At 41.6% G+C, this 23,729-nt stretch carries 26 protein-coding genes, 1 riboswitch and 1 other annotated feature; of the genes, 3 read left to right on the forward strand and 23 right to left on the reverse strand.

Annotated features, from left to right (window positions below):
• Nucleotides 1-10 precede the first annotated feature (10 nt).
• Complete coding sequence (metA, locus tag AC1TO9_RS11560) at nt 11-946, reverse strand: homoserine O-acetyltransferase MetA (protein WP_482059229.1); 936 nt, start codon at nt 944-946, stop codon at nt 11-13.
• Nucleotides 947-1,057: 111 nt separating this feature from the next.
• A riboswitch (SAM riboswitch) is annotated at nt 1,058-1,184 on the reverse strand.
• Between the two features lie 511 nt (nt 1,185-1,695).
• Here metA and corA point away from each other — a divergent pair.
• Nucleotides 1,696-2,631 (forward strand): magnesium/cobalt transporter CorA, encoded by a 936-nt coding sequence (gene corA / locus AC1TO9_RS11565; RefSeq protein WP_482055488.1) that lies wholly within the window; start codon nt 1,696-1,698, stop codon nt 2,629-2,631.
• A gap of 66 nt (nt 2,632-2,697) precedes the next feature.
• Here corA and AC1TO9_RS11570 read toward each other — a convergent pair whose 3' ends face one another.
• From AC1TO9_RS11570 to AC1TO9_RS11635, 14 genes are all read right to left on the reverse strand, one after another.
• Entirely contained in the window at nt 2,698-3,711 is a 1,014-nt protein-coding gene (locus AC1TO9_RS11570) for an HRDC domain-containing protein (RefSeq protein ID WP_482055487.1), read from the reverse strand.
• Nucleotides 3,712-3,886: 175 nt separating this feature from the next.
• Complete coding sequence (locus AC1TO9_RS11575) at nt 3,887-4,768, reverse strand: ROK family protein (protein ID WP_482059230.1); 882 nt, start codon at nt 4,766-4,768, stop codon at nt 3,887-3,889.
• A 20-nt stretch (nt 4,769-4,788) separates the two neighbouring features.
• Nucleotides 4,789-5,232 (reverse strand): phosphodiester glycosidase family protein, encoded by a 444-nt coding sequence (locus AC1TO9_RS11580; RefSeq protein ID WP_482059231.1) that lies wholly within the window; start codon nt 5,230-5,232, stop codon nt 4,789-4,791.
• Between the two features lie 29 nt (nt 5,233-5,261).
• The gene (locus tag AC1TO9_RS11585) at nt 5,262-5,477 is read right to left on the reverse strand and encodes a hypothetical protein (protein WP_482059232.1); all 216 of its coding nucleotides are present in this window, start codon (nt 5,475-5,477) and stop codon (nt 5,262-5,264) included.
• A complete protein-coding gene (locus AC1TO9_RS11590; protein WP_482059337.1) occupies nt 5,478-6,338 on the reverse strand; it encodes a 5'-3' exonuclease in 861 nt (286 codons plus the stop codon).
• 117 nt (nt 6,339-6,455) lie between these two features.
• A complete protein-coding gene (locus AC1TO9_RS11595) occupies nt 6,456-6,818 on the reverse strand; it encodes an arsenate reductase family protein (RefSeq protein ID WP_482055483.1) in 363 nt (120 codons plus the stop codon).
• Between the two features lie 14 nt (nt 6,819-6,832).
• Entirely contained in the window at nt 6,833-7,840 is a 1,008-nt protein-coding gene (locus AC1TO9_RS11600; protein ID WP_482059233.1) for an RluA family pseudouridine synthase, read from the reverse strand.
• Nucleotides 7,837-8,409, reverse strand: a complete 573-nt coding sequence (locus AC1TO9_RS11605) for a cob(I)yrinic acid a,c-diamide adenosyltransferase (protein WP_482059234.1) — start codon at nt 8,407-8,409, stop codon at nt 7,837-7,839. The genes AC1TO9_RS11600 and AC1TO9_RS11605 overlap by 4 nt, the downstream gene beginning before the upstream one ends.
• 24 nt (nt 8,410-8,433) lie before the next feature.
• Entirely contained in the window at nt 8,434-8,973 is a 540-nt protein-coding gene (locus AC1TO9_RS11610; RefSeq protein WP_482055480.1) for a hypothetical protein, read from the reverse strand.
• A 101-nt stretch (nt 8,974-9,074) separates the two neighbouring features.
• A complete protein-coding gene (locus tag AC1TO9_RS11615) occupies nt 9,075-9,335 on the reverse strand; it encodes an aspartyl-phosphate phosphatase Spo0E family protein (protein WP_482055479.1) in 261 nt (86 codons plus the stop codon).
• A 104-nt stretch (nt 9,336-9,439) separates the two neighbouring features.
• Nucleotides 9,440-10,651, reverse strand: a complete 1,212-nt coding sequence (locus AC1TO9_RS11620; RefSeq protein ID WP_482059235.1) for an aminotransferase class I/II-fold pyridoxal phosphate-dependent enzyme — start codon at nt 10,649-10,651, stop codon at nt 9,440-9,442.
• Nucleotides 10,652-10,664: 13 nt separating this feature from the next.
• Entirely contained in the window at nt 10,665-11,165 is a 501-nt protein-coding gene (locus tag AC1TO9_RS11625; RefSeq protein ID WP_482059236.1) for an Lrp/AsnC family transcriptional regulator, read from the reverse strand.
• Between the two features lie 183 nt (nt 11,166-11,348).
• Nucleotides 11,349-11,897, reverse strand: a complete 549-nt coding sequence (locus AC1TO9_RS11630; protein WP_482055476.1) for a hypothetical protein — start codon at nt 11,895-11,897, stop codon at nt 11,349-11,351.
• Nucleotides 11,898-12,030: 133 nt separating this feature from the next.
• Complete coding sequence (locus tag AC1TO9_RS11635) at nt 12,031-14,394, reverse strand: endonuclease MutS2 (RefSeq protein WP_482059237.1); 2,364 nt, start codon at nt 14,392-14,394, stop codon at nt 12,031-12,033.
• 152 nt (nt 14,395-14,546) lie between these two features.
• Here AC1TO9_RS11635 and AC1TO9_RS11640 point away from each other — a divergent pair, with 152 nt between their 5' ends.
• Both AC1TO9_RS11640 and AC1TO9_RS11645 read left to right on the forward strand, forming a co-directional pair.
• Complete coding sequence (locus tag AC1TO9_RS11640) at nt 14,547-14,903, forward strand: phage holin family protein (RefSeq protein ID WP_482055474.1); 357 nt, start codon at nt 14,547-14,549, stop codon at nt 14,901-14,903.
• Nucleotides 14,904-15,079: 176 nt separating this feature from the next.
• Complete coding sequence (locus tag AC1TO9_RS11645) at nt 15,080-15,466, forward strand: cupredoxin domain-containing protein (protein WP_482055473.1); 387 nt, start codon at nt 15,080-15,082, stop codon at nt 15,464-15,466.
• A 100-nt stretch (nt 15,467-15,566) separates the two neighbouring features.
• Here AC1TO9_RS11645 and zapA read toward each other — a convergent pair whose 3' ends face one another.
• The 8 genes from zapA to AC1TO9_RS11685 form a co-directional block, all read right to left on the reverse strand.
• Entirely contained in the window at nt 15,567-17,159 is a 1,593-nt protein-coding gene (zapA, locus tag AC1TO9_RS11650) for a cell division protein ZapA (RefSeq protein ID WP_482059238.1), read from the reverse strand.
• A gap of 134 nt (nt 17,160-17,293) precedes the next feature.
• Nucleotides 17,294-19,744, reverse strand: a complete 2,451-nt coding sequence (gene pheT / locus AC1TO9_RS11655; protein ID WP_482059239.1) for a phenylalanine--tRNA ligase subunit beta — start codon at nt 19,742-19,744, stop codon at nt 17,294-17,296.
• 24 nt (nt 19,745-19,768) lie between these two features.
• Nucleotides 19,769-20,803, reverse strand: coding sequence for a phenylalanine--tRNA ligase subunit alpha (gene pheS, locus AC1TO9_RS11660; RefSeq protein WP_482055470.1), 1,035 nt, complete (start codon nt 20,801-20,803; stop codon nt 19,769-19,771).
• Between the two features lie 67 nt (nt 20,804-20,870).
• Nucleotides 20,871-21,134: a binding site (T-box leader), on the reverse strand.
• Nucleotides 21,135-21,370: 236 nt separating this feature from the next.
• Entirely contained in the window at nt 21,371-21,718 is a 348-nt protein-coding gene (locus tag AC1TO9_RS11665) for a holin (protein WP_482059240.1), read from the reverse strand.
• A gap of 288 nt (nt 21,719-22,006) precedes the next feature.
• Complete coding sequence (locus tag AC1TO9_RS11670; RefSeq protein ID WP_482059241.1) at nt 22,007-22,660, reverse strand: M23 family metallopeptidase; 654 nt, start codon at nt 22,658-22,660, stop codon at nt 22,007-22,009.
• Entirely contained in the window at nt 22,657-23,064 is a 408-nt protein-coding gene (locus tag AC1TO9_RS11675) for a phage holin family protein (RefSeq protein ID WP_482059242.1), read from the reverse strand. Before AC1TO9_RS11675 ends, AC1TO9_RS11670 begins: the two co-directional genes overlap by 4 nt.
• Nucleotides 23,065-23,152: 88 nt before the next feature.
• On the reverse strand, nt 23,153-23,293 hold the full coding sequence (locus tag AC1TO9_RS11680; RefSeq protein WP_482059243.1) for an XkdX family protein: 141 nt from the start codon (nt 23,291-23,293) through the stop codon (nt 23,153-23,155).
• Complete coding sequence (locus AC1TO9_RS11685) at nt 23,286-23,726, reverse strand: hypothetical protein (RefSeq protein WP_482059244.1); 441 nt, start codon at nt 23,724-23,726, stop codon at nt 23,286-23,288. Before AC1TO9_RS11685 ends, AC1TO9_RS11680 begins: the two co-directional genes overlap by 8 nt.
• Nucleotides 23,727-23,729: the final 3 nt, after the last annotated feature.

Consider the following 23,729-nt stretch of genomic DNA (forward strand, 5'->3'; position numbering starts at 1 on the left):
TCCTCATCTATTATATTTGTGGCCATATATCCCTTGTTTCACCAATATCATAAGGTGTTTCTTGGTATACATAATAATTCAGCCAATTTGCAAACAATAAATTAGCATGTGACCGCCAGATTGAAGGGGGGACACGATCTGGATCATCATTCGGATAATAGTTCCTTGGAATTTGAATGTCCATTCCTTTAGCAATATCTCTTTCATATTCCCATCTTAATGAGAATGGATCATATTCAGAATGGCCTGAGACAAAGATCTGTTTACCATCTTTTGTCGCAACGAGATAAATACCTGCCTCTTCTGATTCGGACAATATTTCAAGTTCCTGAACACCCTCGATATCCTCACGGCGAACCTCCGTATGGCGGGAATGTGGAACATGGAATATTTCATCAAATCCTCTTAACAACTTCACATTTGGCTGATTAATCGTGTGTTGGAATACACCAAATATTTTCTCTTCCATATCCCATTTCGGAATACCAAAATGATGGTATAGTCCTGCTTGAGCTGCCCAACAGATATGAAGTGTTGATGTCACATGGGTCTTACTCCACTCAAATATTTCCAGTAGTTCTTCCCAATAGTTCACATCTTCAAATTCCATCTTCTCCACAGGTGCTCCAGTAATAATCAGTCCATCAAATCGGCTATTCTTCACTTCTTCAAACGTTTTATAAAATGCTCTTAAATATTCTTCAGATGTGTTCTTCGATACATGAGAGTCTGGATGTAGCAATACAATGTCCACTTGAAGTGGTGAGTTCCCCAGCAAACGGAGTAATTGCGTTTCTGTCGTTTCCTTAGTAGGCATCAAGTTAAGAATTGCAATACGTAGGGGACGAATATCTTGCTGGTATGCAAGGCTCTCATCCATGACAAATATGTTCTCTCCTGTGAGAATTTCTTTTGCTGGTAACGTGTCTGGAATCTTAATTGGCATTCTAATTTCACTCCTTCGGCCGAGGCCTCTCATCATTATTGCTAACAAAAATGACCTTATCCATAGGAAAAGTCCATAGGAGAAAGGTCATCATCGTTAATCTATGCGCCCTTCTCATCTCTCAAGAAGGATTCGCATGAACTTCAGCAAATCTTCCTGCAAGAATTAGCACCGTGCGTTATTCACGCCGGTTGCCGGGTTTCATCGGGCCTGTCCCTCCACCTGCTCTTGATAAGAAAAAACTCTTTAATTAGTCACTTCTAACGGTTATTAACCTTACGGATAAGATTATTCATCGTTAACTTGCTAATTAGTGTTATTCAATTGAAGTTCATTGTACATCATTGAAAATTTTGGATATGATCATAATTATACATGTTTTATTTACTTTCGCAAGATGAGAGTCATTTTTACGCTCTTTCCATATGCTATATATTAAGAGGTTGTTTTCTTTTTCTTCTTGAAACGAAGTTTACGGACAGTTATACTAGACAAGTGTTACAACCAAATGATGAATAAGAGGTGAGATGGAAGATGGACGGTGACCCGAGGCCCAAGCTCTTTGGACTTGAAATGAAATTGCATAGGATTTGTACCAGCCTGTTGATAAAGGGGACTATTCATTCTTTCCATGCTCAATCAGTAACTCCTCTTACAGTAGATATACTACATCGACAAAGCTGATCTCTTTCCTTTGCGTATAATTTACGTTACCCATGACAAATTATGGGATGAAGGAGTGAACCTAGATGAAAATTCGGTTAGTTAATTCAGGGGTGTTTACCCCTATTGATGATATTCAAACAACGCTTAGCCCTCCAAAGGATGGATTCTACTGGATTGATGCTGATTCAGTAGATCTACCCATTCTACAACCACTCTTTTCTTTACATGACTTAGCTGTAGAGGATTGCCTTAGTGAAGAAGAACAACGCCCTAAGATCGAAATATATGAAGATCATTATTTCATTGTAGTCAACAGCATTCGATTTGATGATGAGGAAATATTTCTGCGTGGTCTTAGCGTGTTCTTAGGTAGAAATTATATTATTACAGTTACGAATCAAAAGATAAATGAACTCCGCGTACTCAAACCTATCCTATGGGAACAAGAGGTTAGTGAACCAGACCGATTCCTGTATCTACTCATTGACTTAGTTGTCGATAACTACTTCACTGTAGGTGACCGAATTGAAGCCAAAATTGAAAAGTTAGAAGAAGACATTCTTATGCACACTAAGAAATCTCATTTGATTGAGATTATAGGACTTCGCAGTGAAATATTGTGGCTGAAGAAAGTGCTTGGACCACAGAAGGAAGTCATTAACATCCTCAATAAGAAGGACCTTCGATTGATCGATGACCAATTGCAGAAATATTTTAGCGACATTTATGAAAATGCAGTGAAAATCGCAGAAACCTTTGAAACCTATCGCGATCTTATGGGTAACTTACGTGAAGCTTACCAATCCAGTATCGCAAACCGTGCGAATGAAATTATGAGAGTGTTTACTGCAATTACAACCATCTTCATACCACTAACACTTATTACCGGCATCTATGGTATGAACTTTACTAATATGCCTGAATTAGATATGAAATATGGATATTTTATGATCCTCGCTATTATGGCGACGTTAGGTTTCGGAATGTTTCTAATTTTTCGTAAAAAGGACTGGATTTAATAAATTTGCAAAAGGACGAAGAATTCTCTCCTCTTAGAGAATTCTTCGTCCTTTTGTGTATCATGTTCAGCTGACGCTTCGTCTCATGATCTTATTTCGTCTAAATTGAATACGAATCAATCGTATACGTTCATACAATACGTCTATACTTCCTTTGCCCACTAAATCTTTATCTTCACCATATACTCTATGCAGAATCGGTTTCAACAGGGAATCCCCCAGTTCTTGAAATGCTGACCAAATGGCCGTCTGCTCTTCACTCGCCGTATCCTTGAGTTCACTTTGTAGTAGCGGCTCCGTATCATATCCCGCCTTCTCCAGCTCCTCCAAAGCTTCGATAATTTCTTTACGTGAAGACTCACAATCTCGTTCTAACTGCTCCAAGTTCTTCCCTTCTGATATCCCTCTCATAAGAGCACTTTGCATCCTAAATTGATTCAGCTCTTGTTTGTATTTCTGTTCCTTCTGCTTAAATACCCATGCCCTGTATACCTCTTCGTTTAATTCAGCATACACCCAGTTCAAAGGGAAGGTATGATTGCGTTCCACTTTAGCGGTAATCTCTAAGATTTCAGCCCCATACTCACTTGCCTTAGTCTGACCTACTCCTGGAAGTTGCTTCAATTCATCCACATGCTGAGGAATATAAGCACTGATTAGTCGCAGTAACTTATTACTCGCAATAAAATAGGGAGCCTTACGCTCAGTAGCTGCTCTCCTACGTCTCCATGTACATAATTCTGCATATACGCTCTCCTCTGAATGAAGTTCACTATAGCAATACAGCTTCTGAGCCGCCTGCCCCCGTGATGGAATCTCCTCATCTTCATGAAATACCCCCTCTATAATGGGGCGATATCCCTCACCAAGCTTAATTGCAAGGTCATGACGATAAATACAGAGGAGCTCGTGCCATGAACCACCTTCGTACCATGAAACATCATTAAATTCCCCGTCTATCAATAGATCCCTCCATCCTAGATGCCAGACCCCTTCCTCCTCACCAATCCACACTTGTGCAACTAGTTCTTCAGCACTTCCAGATGCCTTCATCAAACGATTCATAAATACAATCTGCATCTTTAACACTCCTACATTCAATTCAGCATAACACGCAAAAAAAAGCACCCCTCTTACAATAAAGTAAGAGAGGTGCTTCCTCAGTCGAATCATGTTATCCTGTTGTTACTATAATACCATATGCTACCATAACGTCAATCACATTATAGGGGTGGTTCAAAAAGTCATCTTTTGATCAAGCTTCCTCGATTGCTAGCATTGCAAGTGCTAATGCACCACTTAGACCGGCATTGTCGCCTAATTGAGGAGAGACGATATATTGCTCTATGTCATTATGGATGGATGAATGCTGAACATAACCATTCAACAGACTACGAAGCTCACGATGAATAAGTGGATAAAGCTGTTGTTGCTTCATAACTCCACCGCCCATAATGATCTTTTGCGGAGATAATATCAATATATAATTCATTAATGCTTGTGCTAAATAATAGGCTTCCATCTTCCACGCTGGATGATCAGCACCCAATTCAACACCTTGTAATCCGGAGCGGCGACTGATGGCAGGTCCTGCTGCCAAACCCTCTAAGCAATCCGCGTGATAAGGACATGTGCCCTCGTAAGTATCTTCAGGATGACGGCGAACGATGATATGTCCCATTTCAGGATGTGATAGTCCATGTAGCATTTGCCCATTAACGACAGCACCAGCCCCGATACCCGTCCCAACAGTAATATACATACAGCTATTTAGTCCTTGTCCAGCACCCCATAAATGCTCACCAAGCGCTGCTCCGTTCACATCCGTATCAAATCCAATAGGTACATTAAACTTTGATTTCATATGACCAACAATATTGTACTGACTCCAATGCGGTTTAGGCGTCGTCGTAATATAACCATATGTCGGACTTCCCTTAATAGGATCAATCGGTCCGAAAGAACCTACTCCAATAGCCTCTACTTCTTTACCCGCGAAGAAAGATTCCACTTGAGCCATCGTCTCATCTGGCGTCGTTGTAGGAAAACTGACTCTTTCCTTTATTTGCCCATCCTTCGTACCTATTCCGCAGACGAATTTAGTGCCGCCGGCTTCAATTGCTCCTAATAAACCCATAACAGAACCATCCCTTCTGATTACCTATTCAGATTGTTACCAAATACTAACGTATTGCTCAATGACCGCCCAGCTGGGGTCATGACTTTCCCGTCACCATAAAGTGCCGAGGAAGCACCACCATCCAAATTCATAGCCTGTTTAGCGCCCATTTTCTGCATCACTTCAGCTCCAACCTCGAAGCGATCTGTCATCGATTTCATTGTTCCAGTACATATAAGTACATAGCCATTCTTCGGAATAGGGACATTATCATTCACTACTTTTTTCGTCACTACTCCATTCTCCATCACCACAGCAATGCCACCCATAAATTCCACATGACTACCACGATCTTCTGTGTATAGGATGCTAACATTAGCATTAGCCGATGGAGTTCGGTTAACAAAGGAAACGTACCATCCAATGGGACTACCCTTTATCCTGCTAACTGTACCTGTAAGGCTCATTCTAAGACTATCCATAAGTACGGTTCCGTCAGATTTGAAGCCAATTATCGTCCCGGTGTTCCCTTCGGAATAGCAACCGTCTGTACAGTAAAGCTTTTCCCACTAACGGTTACCTTCTTCACGCCACTTTTAATCGTAGCCTTCGATGTTGCATATGAAGTATTCATGTTCCCTGATAGTAGAAAAGATAATACCGTTACGATCACTAGTGCTGGAATTACTACATGTCGTCCCTTAAATTTAAACGATAGAATCCTCACTTAGGATACCTCTAGCCCCATCAATTGACAGAGGCTTCTCATTTCAAGTTCTTCAAATTTAGATGCGACTAGATCATGATTCAATTCAAGTAAAGAGCTCTCTATTGAATACGCGACAGGTACAGCGCAATGAATTTCTGCAAGTCTACGTGATAAATGAAGCATATCAAGATCATTCTCTATCTTAGTACGTACACTCGCGGATAGTTGATCTAAGTTCTCAAGAATCCCCTCAATTGAGCCATATTCTTGAACAAGCTTTGTCGCTGTCTTCTCTCCTATCCCACGAACACCGGGATAATTATCACTAGCGTCTCCCATCAAAGCCTTCATATCAATGATTTGACGAGGATGAAGCTCCTTTTCCTCGTATAAGGATTCTGGCGTATATACTTTATAATTGCCCTGTCCCTTTTTCATAATAATAACGCTTGTAGTTGGACTCACCAGCTGAAGCAAATCATGATCCCCAGTCAATACCATGACATTCATTTCTTGACTAATTTGCGCTGCTAAAGTTCCAATACAATCGTCCGCCTCATATCCTTGATAACTAATATTAGGAATTCCGAAACTCTCAACGACTTCCTTAATCAATGTAAACTGAGGAATTAGATCATCTGGTGCTTCTGAACGATTCCCTTTGTAAGCTGCATATTCCTGCGCACGAAAGGTAGGTCCACTCAAATCCCAACAACAAATAACGTGGGTTGGGTCAAATTTTTGTACTGCATCCCAGAAATAACGTACGAACCCATAAATAGCATTCGTAGGTACACCCGATTTCGTTCGACGAATGTAACCGCTGGAAGCTGATGCGAAATACGCTCTAAATAATAGAGCCATTCCATCAACTAGCATAATAGATTGTTGTTTATTGCGTGTCACTCTTTTACCGCTCCTTATATATCTCTACTTCCGCACAGATGGCGGTGATACGATTAGTATAGCATAACTATGAATGACCTTGCGGTCTCATCAACCGCTCCAAACATTGGCATATTGATCTTCTTTGAACCCTAAAGTCACACTCTCTCCGTTAGTTACAATAGGTCGTTTAATCAACCTGCCATTTGACGAAAGAAGCTCGATTTGTTCCTCTCGGCTCATCTCACTAAGCTTGTCCTTAAGCCCCATTGCTCTATAGACATCCCCGCTTACATTGAAGAACTTCTTAAGTTCAAGCCCACTATGCTCCACTAATTCAGTTAACTCAGAAATAGTTGGAGGTTCTACAAAAATATCTCTGATCTCAGGCTCATGCCCGTTAGCTCTTAACCATTTCACTGCATTCCTGCATGTACTGCATTTGGGATATAGATATATTAATAGATTACTCATGTGTATTATTCCTCCTAGATCGAACGATTAAGTAATTGATGTCGCAGTGTTTCCATATCTAATGGCATAGGTGCCTTAAACGTCATCCGCTCATGTAGAATAGGATGAATCAACGATAATTCATATGCATGTAAAGCTTGACGTCCTATACTCAGATCAAGATTTATGACATGATTATTCTCACTGCAACTGTCAGCATTTTCATTTCCTATACGATTATCCGCTTGCTCAACATCTAACGCAACATAAATTGGATGCCGGTATAATGAGTCTCCAATCAATGGACAGCCGATAGATGTCATATGAACACGAATCTGATGAGTTCGCCCACTTTCCAACTTCAAATTCACCATGCTAGCATCATGAAATTGCTCAGTCACCCAATAACGTGTCAATGAACTGTACCCTGTTGGTGTAACTATTCTGCGATGAGGATCCTCTGGATCTCTATCAATCGGACCGTCTATCATTCCTTCAGGTGAGCTAGGCACACCATGGACTATTGCAACATATTTCTTATCCACTTCTCCAGCGATCATCTGCTCAGAGATATGTTGATGGACATAGGGATTCTTCGCAATAACTAAGACACCCGTCGTTTCTCGATCTAATCTATGAATAGGCCTAAAACGATAATTCTTCCCTTGTTCAAGCCAATAATGAACGACTCCGTTCGCTAGCGTATCCGTGTAATGACCGTGTGTCGGGTGGACAATTCTACCTGCCTCTTTATTCACAACTAACAAGTGATCATCCTCAAATAAAATGTCGAAAGGAATGGGCTGCGGCAAAATGTCTTCCGAAGTTTCCTGCTCCATTCTAATTTCAACCACATCTCCATTCCTTACAGGTACGCTAATGTAAACTCTTTCACCATTCAACATAATTCCTTGCTCGGTATATTTCAAACGTGATAATAGTTTACGAGAAACATTCAGCTTCTTTTGCAAAAGCTTCTTCAATATCCAGCCATCTTCTTCAGGGGACACTACATGTGTGATTGGGTTATAATATTGACTCATTGTTCCGATTTAAATACCTTTTGGCTACGCACATATTCGATGTCTGCTACTTCTTTGCGTGCATTTACCGTTCTTGCAATGACGAAGAAATAATCGGATAAGCGATTTAAATACTGACGTACATGCGGATTGATATCCTTCTCCTTGCCTAAAGTAACTGTTCTGCGCTCTGCTCGACGGCACACTGTACGACAGACATGGAGAGTGGAAGATAAGATGTCACCACCTGGTAGAATAAAACGCTCTAAAGGCGGATTCTCCTTCTCACAAGAATCCAGCCAAAGCTCCAAGCGTTCAACCAATTCGCCTCTCACTTTATATTTACTCTCGCTTAGCTTCACGAATGCTAAATCCGAACCACAATCAAATAACTCATGTTGGATCTCTAATAATTGTTCCTTCAGATCGACGAAGAGCTGATCTTCTCCCATGAGACTGATCGCTTGCCCTACAAAACTATTCAGTTCATCAATCGTTCCATAAGCCTCAACTTGGTTATCATCCTTGATCACACGTCCTCCAATAACAGAGGTCTCACCCGCATCACCTGTGCGTGTATATACTTTCATTAGAATTCCTCCTACAATATTTACTTATTTCATCATTGCCTTCAATAATGCAATCGAACTCTCCATAGAATCTGTTGAGATTGGGATCGTAGCGTACAGACCTTCCCTCGCATAATTCAGATCCTGAAATACCTTCATTTGGGAGATAGGAATGGCAAATAGATGCGTCTCCATAACTACCTCATCGGTGTCCACGTCTATTACACCAGCTTCGAATACTCCCGCGGGGTATTTCTCAGAATCGAAATCCTCATCAAGTACGATATGGGTTCCATCTCTAGCATATAGCTTCATAATCGATTCAGGCAATATAAAAATCTCATGCTCCTTAGCTGCATATTCTATCATTACTTTTTGCTCATTATATATTGGCGAAGCAGAAACCTCGACCGCCAGTTCTTCTCCAACCTTTTCTTGTAATATCTTTTCTAGTGGCTCTCGAATACCGGAAGGATCCAAGTAATCATCTGTAATAAAGACCGATACCTTCCCATTTCCCTTCCCACAGCCTGCCAGCATGATCATACTAATAACAATAATAAGTAACTTTCTACCTAATCTCATTTTATTCCTCCTATCGCAAGTAAGATCAATATACCATATGTCAAGATCAACCCACAAAAAAAGGGCTCTCATCATGACGAGCCTTTCTGGATATGATTACTTTATTTGTTGGATGAGGAAATTCTCATATATTCATTAATTTTCAAGTCTAGCAAACTGCTAATTTCGATTACAATATTGGAAGTAAACGACTGCTCCTGAACAAATATCTGTTCCATCTGACTACGAAGTAAACAGATCTCATCTTCTAACGTACACTCTCTTTTTGAAGAGTCAATCGCTTGGCTTGACCATTTACCACGGATTTTTTCGGCGATATTACTTCCCCGATATGTGGGCATGTTATAATCAGCACAAAACAATTCAAATCCCTCCTTAGACCGTTCATTCTGATACTAAAGGAAGATTATAACATAGTTCATTCAAAATAATAGTGAATTTATTAATTGTTTATTTTATTTAGTACTTAGCCCTTTTTCAATTGCTCTACAAACTTACCTATTCGTTCCAGCGCCTCGTTCAATTGAGCTACCGATGTTGCGTATGAACAACGAAGGAATCCTTCTCCTCCGAGTCCAAAGACATTACCCGGAACAGCAGCTACCCTCGCCTCCACTAGCAATCTCTCCGCAAAATTGTCGGATGATAGTCCAGTATCTTGGATGCTTGGGAATGCATAGAAAGCCCCTTGTGGTTCATGACAATTGAGACCTATCTCGCGAAACCCTTGCACGATCAGACGTCTACGTTGGTTGTAAGATTCCACCATCCGATCTTTCTCCTCCAAGCCATTGGTCAATGCCTCTAGAGCTGCTACTTGACCCATCACTGGGGCACACATGACTGTATACTGATGAATCTTTAGCATCGCAGCAATGAAATCCTCATGCCCGCATACATAGCCCATCCGCCAACCTGTCATAGCAAATGCTTTAGAGAACCCGCTCACTAGTAACGTTCGATCTTTCATCCCAGGAATGGCTGCAAAGCTAACGTGTTTATCATCACTATAAGTAAGCTCTGCATAAATTTCATCAGAAATAACGATGAGATCATGCTTTTCAATTACTTTAGCGATGGGAAGCCAATCCTCATAGGTCATAATCGCGCCTGTCGGATTGCTTGGATAACATAGCATCAATACTTTCGATTTAGGTGTAATCTTCGCTTCTAGCGCCTCAGCTGTCAGTTTGAATCCATTCTCAGACGTCGTCTCAATCCCAACAGGAATACCTCCACCAATCGTTGTAATCGGCGAATAGGATACATAACACGGTTCTGGAATGAGTATTTCGTCACCTGGGACAATCAATGCTCGCAATGCTAGATCTATCGCCTCACTTCCCCCTACGGTAACTAGAATCTGATTTGAAGGTTCATAGGCCACTTGGAAACTGTCATGCAAGTATTGGCCAATTGCCTCACGAAGTTCAGGGGTTCCAGAATTAGAGGTATATCCTGTGCGGCCACGTTCTAGAGAGTACATGCAAGCTTCACGTACATGCCATGGGGTGACAAAGTCAGGCTCACCTACTCCCAGCGTAATAATATCCTTGTTACCAGATACTAGATCGAAAAATTTCCGTATGCCCGAAGGAGCGATATCCCTGACGAGCGGTGCTAAATAGCTATCCATTGATTTATTGTGTTTCTGCGCACGCTCTTCATTCAAGATCATCACATTTACTCCTTCACGGGGAGATCATAAGTCGAGGTTCTTCTTCTTGTGCCTCGTATATAATCCCAGCTTGTTTATATTTTTTCAGAATAAAATTCGTCTTCGTAGATAGAACAGAATCGATCGTGGATAACTTCTCGGATACGAAATTTGCAACTTCTCTTAAGTTACGTCCTTCAACCTCAACAAGTAAATCATAGGCCCCGGACATCAGAAAAACAGATTTCACCTGAGGGTATAAATAAATACGTTCTGCAATCCCCTCGAACCCACGCCCACGTTCAGGCGTAATCTGCACCTCAATCTGAGCTGTTACCTTCTCATCTTCAACCTTACTCCAATTTACAACAGCAGCGTATTTCACAATAACGTGCTCACTTTCAAGTTCTGCTATAGCCGTTGCAACTTCCGCTTCATCGACACCAATAAGAGTAGCCAGTAAAACTGGCGTCATTCTAGCATCTTCTTTCAGAAGGTCTAGCACTTTCATTTCCAGTTCATTAAGTTCCTTCATAAGTTACCCTCCAGTGCTTGCTTTTTGTGGGCACTGATAATAATCAAATAACATACCCGCGAAAAAGAGATTAATACATATAGTACAGCATTAAAAGGTTTATGCATAGAAAAAACTATCCTCATGGCATACCTTTCAAAAGCTAATTGATCATGTATATGATGCAACTACTCGAGTTGTGTCTTACCCACTTAATCCTTGAATAAGTCTTAAACGATCTTCCTCACATAGCGTAGTATGAACATGGAAACAACCTGTACATACATATATGTCCACTGAGAATGGTGCATTCAATACAGATCCCTGCAGTACTGGCACCACAGCCGGATTCCAACCAGCGCCTGTGATTTGCTGTTGCCCAGTAAGCAACATAAATTCACGACAATGAGGGCATTCAGGCACTTCCTCCTGATGATCCAACACCTTTTCGACCATAGCTTCATAGTTCATTAGATCGTGACTACTCTCATATTTATCAAGCGCACGAAATGCAGGGGTCGTAGTCATCATATCTTGCTCCCAGAATGGCTGAATAGATTCGACTCTATTCACTGGTTTATCATAGGCTTGTGTGCTTACTTGTTCCTCTAGCTCATCCTCATCATCAAGACCGATGTTGAGTGTACGATACTCATTCAACTCATTCTGACAATGTGGACATTCATCCTCCGGACCTATTTCTTCATCCCATACAATTTCCGTCTGACACCATGGGCACACCGTTGTTTCCATGTCCTATTCCTCCTAGCTATTCTTCAAATATATAATACCCGCCGCAAAGAAAATAACAGCGGCCACAAATAATATACGTGCCAAATTCTTCATAGGATGATCCTCCTACTGCGGTACTTTTTAAAGTAATGATTTATTCCAACTCAACAACGGTAACTCCATTTCCGCCTTCTCCATAATTCCCTAGACGATAACTCTTTACATGCTTATGTTTGCGGAGATAGTCCTGAATGCCAGCTCGTAATATTCCTGTACCCTTACCATGAATAATATGGATCTGACCTAGATTACTTAAAAAAGCCTCGTCGATGAAGTGATCGACCTCCATTAATGCCTCTTCTAGATTATCTCCACGCAGATCCAATTCAGTACGTATATTATCGTCTCTAGTTCGCTTGACCATCGTTACTTGCTTCTGAATTTGTGGTTTGTCTGACTTGTTAGCACTTAATAGTTCCAGATCATCCAAACTTACTTTCATTTTCATAATACCTAATTGTACTAGCGCTTCTTTGTTACCTGTTAGCTCAACAACAGTCCCCTTCTGGTTAAGACTATATACTTTCACATCATCACCTGGTTCAATCGTACGAGCTTTAAGTTGCATCTTCGCTGGGTTTTTCTTTCGTTGCTTCGGTTCCGCTTCTTCTAATTGTTTGCGTGCTGCAATCAACTTATGTTCTTTCACTGAAGCTCCTTCAGCCATAGCAAGTTCACGTAGTTCAGATATAATTCGTTCAGCCTCTGATCGAGCTTTGTTGATCACTTCCTGTGCATCAAGTTCCGCTTTCTCTAATAGCTTATCGCGTGATTCCACAAGCTTCTCAAGCTCTCGCTGGTGGGTTCTTCTTAATACTTCCATCTCCATTGTAATCTTCTCAGCTTCTGCCCGTTCATTCTCAGCGCGAAGACGATTCTCTTCAAGAGATGCAATCATATGTTCCACCCGCATATCTTCCTCTTTCACTTCACCACGAGCGAAATCCAGTATATTCTGCGGTAATCCCAATCGCTCTCCGATAGCAAATGCATTACTTCTACCAGGAATACCGATCAGCAAGCGATATGTCGGACTTAATGTGTTCACATCAAATTCCATACTCGCATTAATAATTCCTTTACGTTCGTAAGCATAGGCTTTTAACTCACTGTAATGCGTTGTTGCGACCATCCGGCACCCAAACCGATGAATATGTTCCAGAATGGATATCGCTAGCGCTGAGCCTTCCGCAGGATCCGTCCCAGCTCCTACCTCATCTAGAAGGATAAGACTCTTCGTCGTCATCTGCTTCAGAATACGAATAATATTTGTCATATGGCTGGAGAAAGTACTCAAATTCTGCTCAATACTCTGTTCGTCCCCAATATCCGCAAAAATAGCATCAAATACACAAAGCTGACTTTCCTCCTCAGCCGGTACAAATAAACCAGACATCGCCATTAGACTCAGCAGTCCAATCGTTTTTAATGTAACGGTCTTCCCACCTGTATTAGGACCTGTAACGATGATAGATGTATGGGCATTACCGAGCTCCACATCTAAGGGTACTACTTGATCCAAAGGGATCAGTGGGTGTCGTCCTTTTCTCAACTTTAAGTATCCACGATCATTCATTCTTGGCATCGTCGCCTTCATCACATGTGCCAATCTTGCTTTGGCGAATATGAAGTCCAGTTGTCCAACCAAATCAATATCAATCAGTAACATCTCCGCTTGATCGCCAACGAGAGCCGTTAACTTCTGAAGAATAACTTCAATTTCGCGTTCTTCCCTCATCCGTAATTCTCGCAGTTTATTGTTCATTGCCACGATAACCTCTGGTTCAATGAACATGGTTGCACCCGAACCCGATTGATCATGAACGATACCACCGAAATGAGAGCGGTATTCTGCCTTCACCGGGATAACGAAGCGATCTCCTCGAATAGTAACGAGTTGATCCTGTAGCATTTTTGAAACCGTTGAGGAACGAATCATCGAATCCAACTTCTCACGAATACGACTCTCCCCAGATCTAAGTTCTCTCCGCACTTGCCCTAGTTCTACACTTGCGGAATCCATGACCTCAGCACTTTCATCTATACATGATTTAATGGCATCTTCAAGAACCTTCTGTTCTGAAATCCCCTCGCTAAGATTGAATAATATCTCAACTTCTTCGTCCTCATGGATATTAGCAATGAATCGCTTAATACGTCTTGATCCATAAATAGTATTACTAACAGCAAGTAGTTCATGAGGATTCAATGTTCCTCCCAACTCTGCTCGCTTCGTAGGAGCTGTAATATCAGTAATTCCACCGAATGGAGGAGTACCTTTCAATCGATCTACGGTATATGCTTCATCTGTAGTTTTTAACAGCCGCAGAACAATATCTATATTGGTATCAGGTTTAAGTCGGTCAACGATCTGTTTCCCCATGCTTGTTTGGGTGTAACCCGAACATGTATTTAAAATCTTGCGATATTCCAACGTATGCAAAATTTTGTCGTCCAAGAGTGCTCACTACTCCTTTCAATCTTGCCTTTATTATAGCGAAATCACTCCGAATTCGCTATTCGTGAATCTTGCCATACATAATGTTCCCGACAATTGCGTACAATAACTCTTGCATAACAATGAGATCATGTGTAAAGGAGGCCAAATGCATGCATTTCCTAGGTCATATCGTTAGGTTCATTGTAGCTGCACTTGTGTTAATGGTTGTGGGTTGGATTGTCCCACAATTTTCTGTCGGAGGTTTCTGGAGCGCCCTTGTACTCGCTCTAGTGATCGCCTTGTTAAGTTGGGTCATCGAGGGAATATTCGGCAAACGAATAAATCCCTTTGGTCGAGGTATTGTCGGTTTTCTGGTAAGTGCTTTGGTAATCTATATTGCCCAATTCATCGTCAGCGGGGTCAGCGTCACTATGCTGGGTGCCCTACTCGCAGCATTGGTCATTGGAATTATCGACCTCTTCATTCCCGTAGCTACACCTTATGAGGCAGCGCGTGACAATCGATAGATCCCAAATCGACAGTAACTTTAATTAGCAGTATCAGTTAAGCCTCTGTTTTTAACAGGGGCTTTTCTATCTGATTTGTTCACCATTCCTTCATATGATCATGTGCAAATAGAGTAACTATACGTTATGATATTACTATATTTGTCACAGTATTTAGATATGGAGGAGATGAAATTATGAAAAAAGTACTTGTTTACATGATGGGTTGTGTGCTATTGATCGCTCTAACTGCATGTGGAGGAAATAACTCCTCAGCAAAGTCATCGAGTAACGAAGTTTCAGATACCGGGGTAGCTCCAGCCGAAGAGATTATTATTAAAGCTACAAATTATAGCTTTGACCAACAAGAATATCGTATCAGTAAAGGTGTTCCTGTTAAGATAATTTTCGAAAATGTGGAAGGTAACCACGGTATTATGATTCCCGGATTAGACCTCCAATTATCCACTAAGAAGACTTCTAAAGTTGTTACCCCTGACGAAACAGGGGAATATGAAATTATCTGTTCCGTATTTTGTGGTACTGGGCACGGCGGTATGATATCCAAATTAATCGTTGAATAACACACTTTAATCCCTCCGCATTTCAAGGAAGTGACTATTTCTTTCTTGAAACGGGGGGATTCTCATGTATTTGGAAGAGCCGTCTTGGGATCACACCGTATTATTCTTGATCCTGCTCAATCAGCTCAATCCACTCATTATATTCCGTTTGCAACTTCCTATATTCCTCAGCTAGCTTGAGATGTTCTTCTCTAAGCTGCTTCTCCTGCTCGATCTTCATATCATGCTCTACTTGTAGAAGTCGGTATTGATGAGCCATAAGCTCAAAGGACTCTCCAACATCGAGTAACTCTGACTCCACAGTGTCCTTCTCTCCCCGAAGCTCATCCCACTTCTGCTCTGTTGCTGCAATCTCCTGTTGCCAAATATCCAGTTCTTCCTTCAACTTCTGTTCATCTTGAATCCACAAAGATTGCTTACTCTCAAGCTGGCTATATCGTTCTTTCCAGTTCGCCAGCGAATGTTGTGCTATTTCAAGTTCCTTTAGTCGCTCTACCTCACGACTTCCCGCTTCGGTAACTTTACCTTGCAGATCACTCACCAGCTGCTCATTCTCTTTCTTCACTTCTAATAACGTCACATTCTCTGTTCTTACATCCTCATATCGTTTCAGCGTATCGCGGTATATCTCTTGCGCCTCTTCGTACTCCTGCTGAAGATGCAATAATTCATCCTCAGACATTCGTCGTCTGTTCAGTTCCAGCTCAGATTGCTCCTTCAATACACTTAGTTCATCATGAAGTAGCTTCATGCCAGATTCAAGAATCTCATTCTGTTCATTCGCCTTTACAATCCGTTGCTCCAAATCAGCAATTTCTTTATTCCTTGTGTCCTCCAGCATCTTCCACGATTTCACTTCTGCAAGCAATCTATTCACTTCATCTTCAAACTTACGCGATGAGGAGATTTGTGCCTCAAGTGACTTCTGTACCGTATGGCACTCTGTTTCGGATTTGGTTAAACTTATCTTCAGCGTATTTACTTCATTATTTAATTTAGCAATCTTACTTTGTAAAGCATTCTGCTCAACCTTCGCAGTCTGCTCTCTTTGAATCAATTGATTATGCTTCTCATCCAACAATCCATGAACACGTTGCTCTTCCTTCAAATCCTTCTCAACTTGGACTAGCTTAGTCTGTAATTGAGTATTACTATTTCGAAGATCTATTAAATTCTTATCCAAAGCTTGAAGAGATTGTTTATGCTTCTGCTCCTGATTGGATTGTGTTTGCGTTAATTGTTGGTTCTTCTGTGTCTCCTGCTGTAGCAAAGACATCGTATCCTCAAGCTTCTTCTCTAATTCGGCCTTTACTCGCGTTAACTCTTCTTGAAGTTCTTCCTTTTCCTTAATAACACTAGCGGATTCTTCCTGCAGCTTCTGAGTCTGCTCGTTATGTTCAGCACGACTCTTCTGAAGTTGTATGATTTCAGCTTTAAGTTCACTACGCTCTCCGGTGAGCATCTTTAATTCATTACGAACTTCCTGTGTTTGAATAGCTTCTTCAGCCATGTGGACAGCAGCGAGTACCGCGATTTTGGGCGTATCCAGCCTAGAATGATTCTTTGATATGCTATTCATACGTTCATCAACATACTGTGCAATTTTTTTCATATAGTCAGAACTACTTCCGACAATTTTATAAGAGCTCCCGTAGATTTCCACGGTAACACGAGTACGTTCGGGTAAATTCACTGTTGTTCCCTCCTTCTGATGTGAGTAACTCTTAGATGTCTACTTACCATAGATTCTACCAAATTTCCCTATAGAAAAAAAGCCACACCGAACCTTTATGTCTATGGATTCGATGTGACTATGTTCTATTCCTGCTATTTTCTTAATTCAGCGTCAAAAGTTTGTTCTAACGCTGCCACAACTGTACCATGTAACGTTGTTATTTCTTCATCCGTCAATGTCCGCTCCTGATGGCGATATAGAAGTGAAATGGCAACGCTCTTCTTATTATCACCTAGTCTACTGCCTGTGTACACATCGAATACTTGTACAGTCTGGAGTAGTTCTCCTGCAGTCTCACGAATCGTGGACAGTAATGCCCCTGCTTCCGTGCTATGATCTACGACAAGCGCTATATCACGTTCAACAGCAGGATAGCGTGGCAAATCACGATATTTGATCTCATAATCCGTGTTATCCAATAGTGGCTGTAACAAGATTTCAGCCACATACACGTCTTCTAGATCTCGATCAAGTTGCAATTGTGGATGAACCTGACCTAACGTACCTAGCAACACTTCTCCACCAGTGCTGTTCTTCAAGTAGATTGAAGCAGAACGACCAGGATGATATCCTTCCGGCTTGTTGGCTACATAGGTAATGGAATCCCGCACACCAAGATGATTAAACAACGTCTCTAGGGTTCCCTTGAGATCGAAAAAGTCAACTTCCACTGGATTAACATTCCATTGTTTCTGGCCTAATTTCCCGCTAAGAAGTAAGGACAAGACCGATAGTTCTTTCGGCTGTGTAGTCAGTGTCTCTTCTTTTGAAAAGAATACACTCCCCATCTCAAACAATGCCAAATCCGGATGTTTCCGATTCACATTGTAAGTGGCAGCATCCAACAATTGAGGAATAATGCTCGTACGCAGAACACTACGCTCCTCACTCATCGGCATGGACAACTTCACAGGCTTGTTATCTATCGTTAATGCTGGAAATACTGCTGTTTGATCTGGATGAGTAAATGAGTAGCTAATCAATTCCTGCCATCCACCATGAGTAAGCAATCTCCGTAATTCGCGACGTAAAGCTTGAGGTTTCGTGTAAGCCCCAGGTGTCGTCGGTCCTTCAATGGCTGTCGTGGGAATGTTATCATACCCATAAAGTCGAGCAATCTCTTCCATAAGATCTACATCGCTTGTAATGTCACCGCGTCGAGTTGGAACTCTGACATCAATAACCCCCGGGGTCGTATCCGCACAATCAAAGTCCAAGCGAGCAAATATCGTTTTCACTTCAAGCATAGATAGTTTCGTACCCAAAATACGATTCAACTTATCAAGCCCTAAAGCAATCGTTACTTCTTCAACAGGTGTATCCACAGATTCTACAATACCTTGGTGAACTTTACCTCCAGCATAACTAGCCATAAGCGCTGCAGCCCTGTTCAATGCTGGAATAATCGCACCACGATCAACTTCTTTCTCAAACCGAAGACTGGCTTCTGAACGAAGACCTAACTGTCGAGAAGTTTTACGTACAACGCTCCCAGCGAAATGGGCTGACTCTAACAATATATTCACCGTTTGCTCTGTCACTTCAGAGTTAGCTCCACCCATCACACCTGCAAGCGCTACTGGTTTCACTCCATCGGTAATTAGAAGCATATGTGGTTCCAACTTACGCTCTTGTCCATCCAAAGTAATCAACGTCTCTCCCGCTTTAGCAAGTCGAACATCAATGGCACCATTATTCAGCTTATCTGCGTCGAAGGCATGAAGTGGCTGGCCATATTCGAGCATGACATAGTTCGTAATATCTACGATATTATTAATCGGACGTACACCCGCAGCCATTAAGCGATTCTGCATCCATTGCGGCGATGCCTTGAGAACCACTCCTGTAATATAACGGGCTGCATAGTGGCTGCAATAATCTGGTGAACTGATATTTACAGATATATGATTAGCAGCTGCATCGTCTATTTCCTGATTCATATCCAATGGATCTGTAATGTGAACTTCACGACCTAGAATAGCCCCAACTTCATATGCAGCACCATGCATACTTAAACAATCTGAACGGTTAGGTGTAAGGTCGAATTCAAGCACATAGTCATCCAATCCGAGTACATCACTAATCGGGCTACCGATCTCTACAGAATGAGGTAGAACGAGAATCCCTTCCTGTTGGTCTTTAGGCAATAATTTATCATTCAAGCCCAATTCCTTAGCGGAACAGATCATACCTTGAGATGGGACGCCACGTAGCTTCGCCTTCTTGATCTGCATGCCATCTGGCATTGTAGCACCAATCAGTGCAACGGGTACCTTCTGACCCGCTTCCACATTCTTCGCTCCACATACGATCTGCAATTGTTCTTCCTGCCCTGCATCTACGATGCAGACGTTCAACTTGTCAGCATCTGGGTGCTTCTCTTTACTTACCACATAACCAACAACAATCTTGTTAACACCTTTATTGCGGTTCTCAACGACATCTATTTCAATACCTGCACGTGTAATTTGCTCCGCTAGATCCTTTGCGTCCACATTATCTATAGCAACGTAATCCTTCAGCCATTCCATTGATACTTTCATGATGATCCCCTTTCTTCCTTTAAATTAAATCCTTGCAAACTGCTTCAAGAAAGCCATATCACTATTGTAGAAATGACGAATATCGTCAATACCATATTTCAACATCGCAATCCGCTCTACACCCATTCCAAATGCAAATCCACTGTATTTGTCAGGATCATAGCCGCCCGCTTTCAATACTTTCGGGTGTACCATGCCACAACCAAGAATTTCTAACCAGCCTGTTTGTTTACATATACGACATCCGCTTCCCTCACATTTGACACACGTGACATCCACTTCCGCACTAGGCTCTGTGAACGGGAAGAAACTTGGACGAAGACGAATTTCTGTATTATGACCGAACATCTCCTGAACGAACTGCTGTAACGTTCCCTTGAGATCGCTCATACGAATGTTCTCACCGATCACAAGACCTTCGATCTGATTGAACTGGAAGGAGTGAGTCGCATCATCATCATCACGGCGGTATACTTTTCCTGGACAGATCACCTTGACTGGCGACTCACCATCCATGCTCTGCATCGTACGCATTTGCACGGGAGAAGTCTGTGTCCGCATCAATAATTCCTCTGTAATATAAAAGGTGTCCTGCATATCACGAGCTGGGTGATCCTTCGGAAGATTAAGTGCTTCAAAGTTATAATAATCCGTTTCAACTTCAGGTCCTTCTGCGATGTTATATCCCATACCAATAAATACTTCTTCAATGTCTTGTATGACTTTGTTGAGCGGATGAACGCCTCCTTGAGGCATTGTGCGTCCTGGCAATGTAACGTCAACTTGTTCTGCTTGTAGACGTTTCTCAGTCTCTTCTTTTTGAAAAGCATCCTGTTTGGCTTCAATCACGTTCTCAATGGCGGCGCGAACTTCATTACCAACTTGTCCTATCACTGGTCTTTCCTCCGCACTTAATGAACCCATTCCTCGTAAAATTTCAGTCAATGCGCCCTTCTTACCTAAATATTTCACACGTAGATCATTCAGCTGTTCTGGGCCACTCACCTCTTGCAACTGGGCCAGTGCCTCAATCTTCAACGCTCCTAATCTCTCTTTCATAGCCTTTCAAGCCCCCTCAATTCATAATGTACAGTATATTTCAAACAAAAAAGGCCCTTCCTCCCGGAAAAGGGACGAAAAGACCGTGGTACCACCCTTGTTAGAAAACATGCATCTAAAACTTAGCAGCATCTCTTATCACTGCGTAGCTAAATACAACTCTCTCACTTTAAACGATGTAACGGATCGTGAACCGGTATCCCCTACTCAAGTTCAAGGAACTGCTCCGGAGGGAACTTCAGCAGCCTATTTCTGTAGAAACGCTCTCAATCAACTGGCGCTTCCTCCCTGTAAAGAGGCACTGCTTACTTTACTCCATCAATGCATTTCATTCATAACACTCTTGTGCAACAATTATATCATATCTGTGTCCACTGGCAAGTTTCTATAACAATTCAGAGCAATTATACTGAGTTTGTTCGGTGCTAACATACTGAGTTGCACCCAGAGTAGTCATTCCTAATATTAGAGATCGGAAGCTTTAGATATGTATGTTGTAACAAACACAAATAAGACCCTTGTCGTCACAAGGGTCTTTAGCAATGCGAAAAGTAATATCCAATTCGATTACTTTTTATCATTATCCTTATTGTCTGTATTGTCCTTATTTTCGTTTTCATCTTTTTTACTTTCTAGATTATCCATTGTATTACCTACTCGTTTATTAAAAGCTAACTCAAAAAATCCTGTCGCAGATAACCCTGCTAATCCCCCACCCCATAGCCTTTCGATCGTCTGTAAATCCGTGAAAGGGTAGAATGCTAGTCCAAGTAGAAGACCGATGAGCACCCCAACCAGTGGTATAATCTTTTTAGGTAGATTAATGGTGTTCTTTATAAGTTGAACAACTGCCATTACAAATACAGCTAATATTGAAGCAAACGACAAGACCTCATTTAAATTCTGATTTATCATAAACGGTCACTGCTCCTTCTCAAGGGTATACAAATCCAATCCAATACAATCCCTCCTCCAATCTGTTGGAAAGTGTAATAGAGCTTAGCAGAATTAAAATTATTCACGCTGCCTCGGAGTTATGTATCACTTGACTGATGGTCAAGACCCCTTGAGAATAAATATGTTCCACTGGCGAAAATAGTCCATGCTTATACAAATTCATGAAATTGTATTCACTTAATTGGGGTAGTTATACTCTCTGTTGCGTAATCTATCTTTTAATGCTTGATTCCATTGTCTTGTCTATTACTTAGCTCTCATAGCAACTGCTAGCGTCCGCCAACCCTCCAAAGTAAACTGCGGGTCGTTGATTATTCCACCCAGATCTGAGGATCCAAACTCCTTCACGAACCATGCTGGGGCCAAAATACGTTCCTCTAATATGCTTACGCGCTCTATCAACTTATCTACTAATGCTTTTTCCTCTTTTGTCATTGCTTCACCCTCCTTGACCTCACTTTCATAATAGTCATGTAAATACTTTGATGGTTCTACTACTCCACTTTCACTTTCTGTATGTCCATAGGACGGTGAGCAAGTTTTACGAATCTCATAGTGAAGATGCGCACCCGTTGAAACCCCTGTACTTCCTTGATGCCCTATCTTAGTCCCCCTCTTCACCTTATCCCCTACCTTTACCGATGCAGCGGATAGATGAGCGTAACAATGCAAATACCCTTTGTCGTCCTTGATTCCGACTGAGATACCGTAACCTCCGAATCCTGAACCCTTTACGCCTTCCTTAGCATGTATGACTTCACCGGATATAAATGCGTACAATGGACCTAAGGAGGGTGTGATTACCAGATCAACGCCTCTATGAAACTTTGGAATTTTATATACTGGGTGCATACGCATACCGAATGGACTTGTTAGTCTGAAAGATTCAAATGGATTCATGATTGATCACCGCCTTTTTGTTTGAAAATAGCTATGATTTCTCTGATCTTGTTCGGTAAGGGCAAGCCCATCCTCCCATAATTTTCTGTGACTGAAATCAATTCATTCGTCAAATAAAAATAAATAGAACCCACCATGATGAGCTCAGTACCAAACAATTCATCTAATCGGTGTGCCAAGATCACTATAAGAATCATGAGTCCCTTTTTAGCCAGCCCCCAAAAACCAACATCGCTACTAAGTCCATTACCTATTTTTATTGAAGCCGCTATGCCAGTCACGTAATCGATTATAATCGCAAGTAAAAAAAATGAGATCAGTTCAGACCATTCACCAAAAAGGTAGGTGGCTGCCGATCCTAAAAGGGCTATGCCCCACTTTAAAATCAATTCGAATCTTTCCATGCTTCTCATCTCCTCCGATGATGTAATATAAAAAAAGCCCTCGAGGGTTCGAGGGAAAAATAAAAACGCCAAATGGCGCCATTTCTTGTTATGCATATTGAATATCTGTAATTAATGTAAACTCTTCTGAAGTTATGACACCAAAAGCTACATACTGCCTAAGCTGCGGTTCCTTGGCCCACTTCTTTTCGAAGTAATACTTAAGCCGCTCAAAATTGTTCTCAAACATTCGTCTTCACCCCTTCCATAGCCAATACACGCAATTCCAAGCCGATGATTTGATCGTTTAACGCTTCGTTCTGCGCCTTCAAATCTACCGATTCTAACTCGCGTACAACGATCTGAGCACCTAGTACCTCGCTCTGACTACATAATTCCAAGTACTCTAGCTCGCGTTGTACGAGTTGCTCCCCAATCCTGTCAAGTTCTGATATCGATGCAGGAGGTAAGGATGCTATCTCATCAGCAATTTCCTGCTCTGTCTTTTCTCTAATTTTCTCATCGTCTAGTTTGAATAGATTCGCTTTACTAGAATACAACACCCACTCGTCAACCGTAATAGGCACAGCTGCTTCAGGTATGTTGTCGCCGTGTATCTCGTTGACGTAGAATCCGCTTATGTTTCCTAAATCATTGAAGTCTGCGTAATACTGTTTCATCATTTA

The sequence above is a fragment of the Paenibacillus sp. Y916 genome, assembly GCF_056786435.1.

What these genes read in the sequence shown, in the direction of transcription:
- metA (WP_482059229.1), bottom strand. Translation starts at nt 946, where the DNA reads ATGCCAATTAAGATTCCAGACACGTTACCAGCAAAAGAAATTCTCACA.
- corA (WP_482055488.1), top strand. Translation starts at nt 1,696, where the DNA reads ATGAAAATTCGGTTAGTTAATTCAGGGGTGTTTACCCCTATTGATGAT.
- AC1TO9_RS11570 (WP_482055487.1), bottom strand. Translation starts at nt 3,711, where the DNA reads ATGCAGATTGTATTTATGAATCGTTTGATGAAGGCATCTGGAAGTGCT.
- AC1TO9_RS11575 (WP_482059230.1), bottom strand. Translation starts at nt 4,768, where the DNA reads ATGGGTTTATTAGGAGCAATTGAAGCCGGCGGCACTAAATTCGTCTGC.
- AC1TO9_RS11580 (WP_482059231.1), bottom strand. Translation starts at nt 5,232, where the DNA reads ATGGATAGTCTTAGAATGAGCCTTACAGGTACAGTTAGCAGGATAAAG.
- AC1TO9_RS11590 (WP_482059337.1), bottom strand. Translation starts at nt 6,338, where the DNA reads ATGCTAGTTGATGGAATGGCTCTATTATTTAGAGCGTATTTCGCATCA.
- AC1TO9_RS11595 (WP_482055483.1), bottom strand. Translation starts at nt 6,818, where the DNA reads ATGAGTAATCTATTAATATATCTATATCCCAAATGCAGTACATGCAGG.
- AC1TO9_RS11600 (WP_482059233.1), bottom strand. Translation starts at nt 7,840, where the DNA reads ATGAGTCAATATTATAACCCAATCACACATGTAGTGTCCCCTGAAGAA.
- AC1TO9_RS11605 (WP_482059234.1), bottom strand. Translation starts at nt 8,409, where the DNA reads ATGAAAGTATATACACGCACAGGTGATGCGGGTGAGACCTCTGTTATT.
- AC1TO9_RS11610 (WP_482055480.1), bottom strand. Translation starts at nt 8,973, where the DNA reads ATGAGATTAGGTAGAAAGTTACTTATTATTGTTATTAGTATGATCATG.
- AC1TO9_RS11620 (WP_482059235.1), bottom strand. Translation starts at nt 10,651, where the DNA reads ATGATCTTGAATGAAGAGCGTGCGCAGAAACACAATAAATCAATGGAT.
- AC1TO9_RS11625 (WP_482059236.1), bottom strand. Translation starts at nt 11,165, where the DNA reads ATGAAGGAACTTAATGAACTGGAAATGAAAGTGCTAGACCTTCTGAAA.
- AC1TO9_RS11630 (WP_482055476.1), bottom strand. Translation starts at nt 11,897, where the DNA reads ATGGAAACAACGGTGTGCCCATGGTGTCAGACGGAAATTGTATGGGAT.
- AC1TO9_RS11640 (WP_482055474.1), top strand. Translation starts at nt 14,547, where the DNA reads ATGCATTTCCTAGGTCATATCGTTAGGTTCATTGTAGCTGCACTTGTG.
- AC1TO9_RS11645 (WP_482055473.1), top strand. Translation starts at nt 15,080, where the DNA reads ATGAAAAAAGTACTTGTTTACATGATGGGTTGTGTGCTATTGATCGCT.
- pheT (WP_482059239.1), bottom strand. Translation starts at nt 19,744, where the DNA reads ATGAAAGTATCAATGGAATGGCTGAAGGATTACGTTGCTATAGATAAT.
- pheS (WP_482055470.1), bottom strand. Translation starts at nt 20,803, where the DNA reads ATGAAAGAGAGATTAGGAGCGTTGAAGATTGAGGCACTGGCCCAGTTG.
- AC1TO9_RS11665 (WP_482059240.1), bottom strand. Translation starts at nt 21,718, where the DNA reads ATGATAAATCAGAATTTAAATGAGGTCTTGTCGTTTGCTTCAATATTA.
- AC1TO9_RS11670 (WP_482059241.1), bottom strand. Translation starts at nt 22,660, where the DNA reads ATGAATCCATTTGAATCTTTCAGACTAACAAGTCCATTCGGTATGCGT.
- AC1TO9_RS11675 (WP_482059242.1), bottom strand. Translation starts at nt 23,064, where the DNA reads ATGGAAAGATTCGAATTGATTTTAAAGTGGGGCATAGCCCTTTTAGGA.
- AC1TO9_RS11680 (WP_482059243.1), bottom strand. Translation starts at nt 23,293, where the DNA reads ATGTTTGAGAACAATTTTGAGCGGCTTAAGTATTACTTCGAAAAGAAG.
- AC1TO9_RS11685 (WP_482059244.1), bottom strand. Translation starts at nt 23,726, where the DNA reads ATGATGAAACAGTATTACGCAGACTTCAATGATTTAGGAAACATAAGC.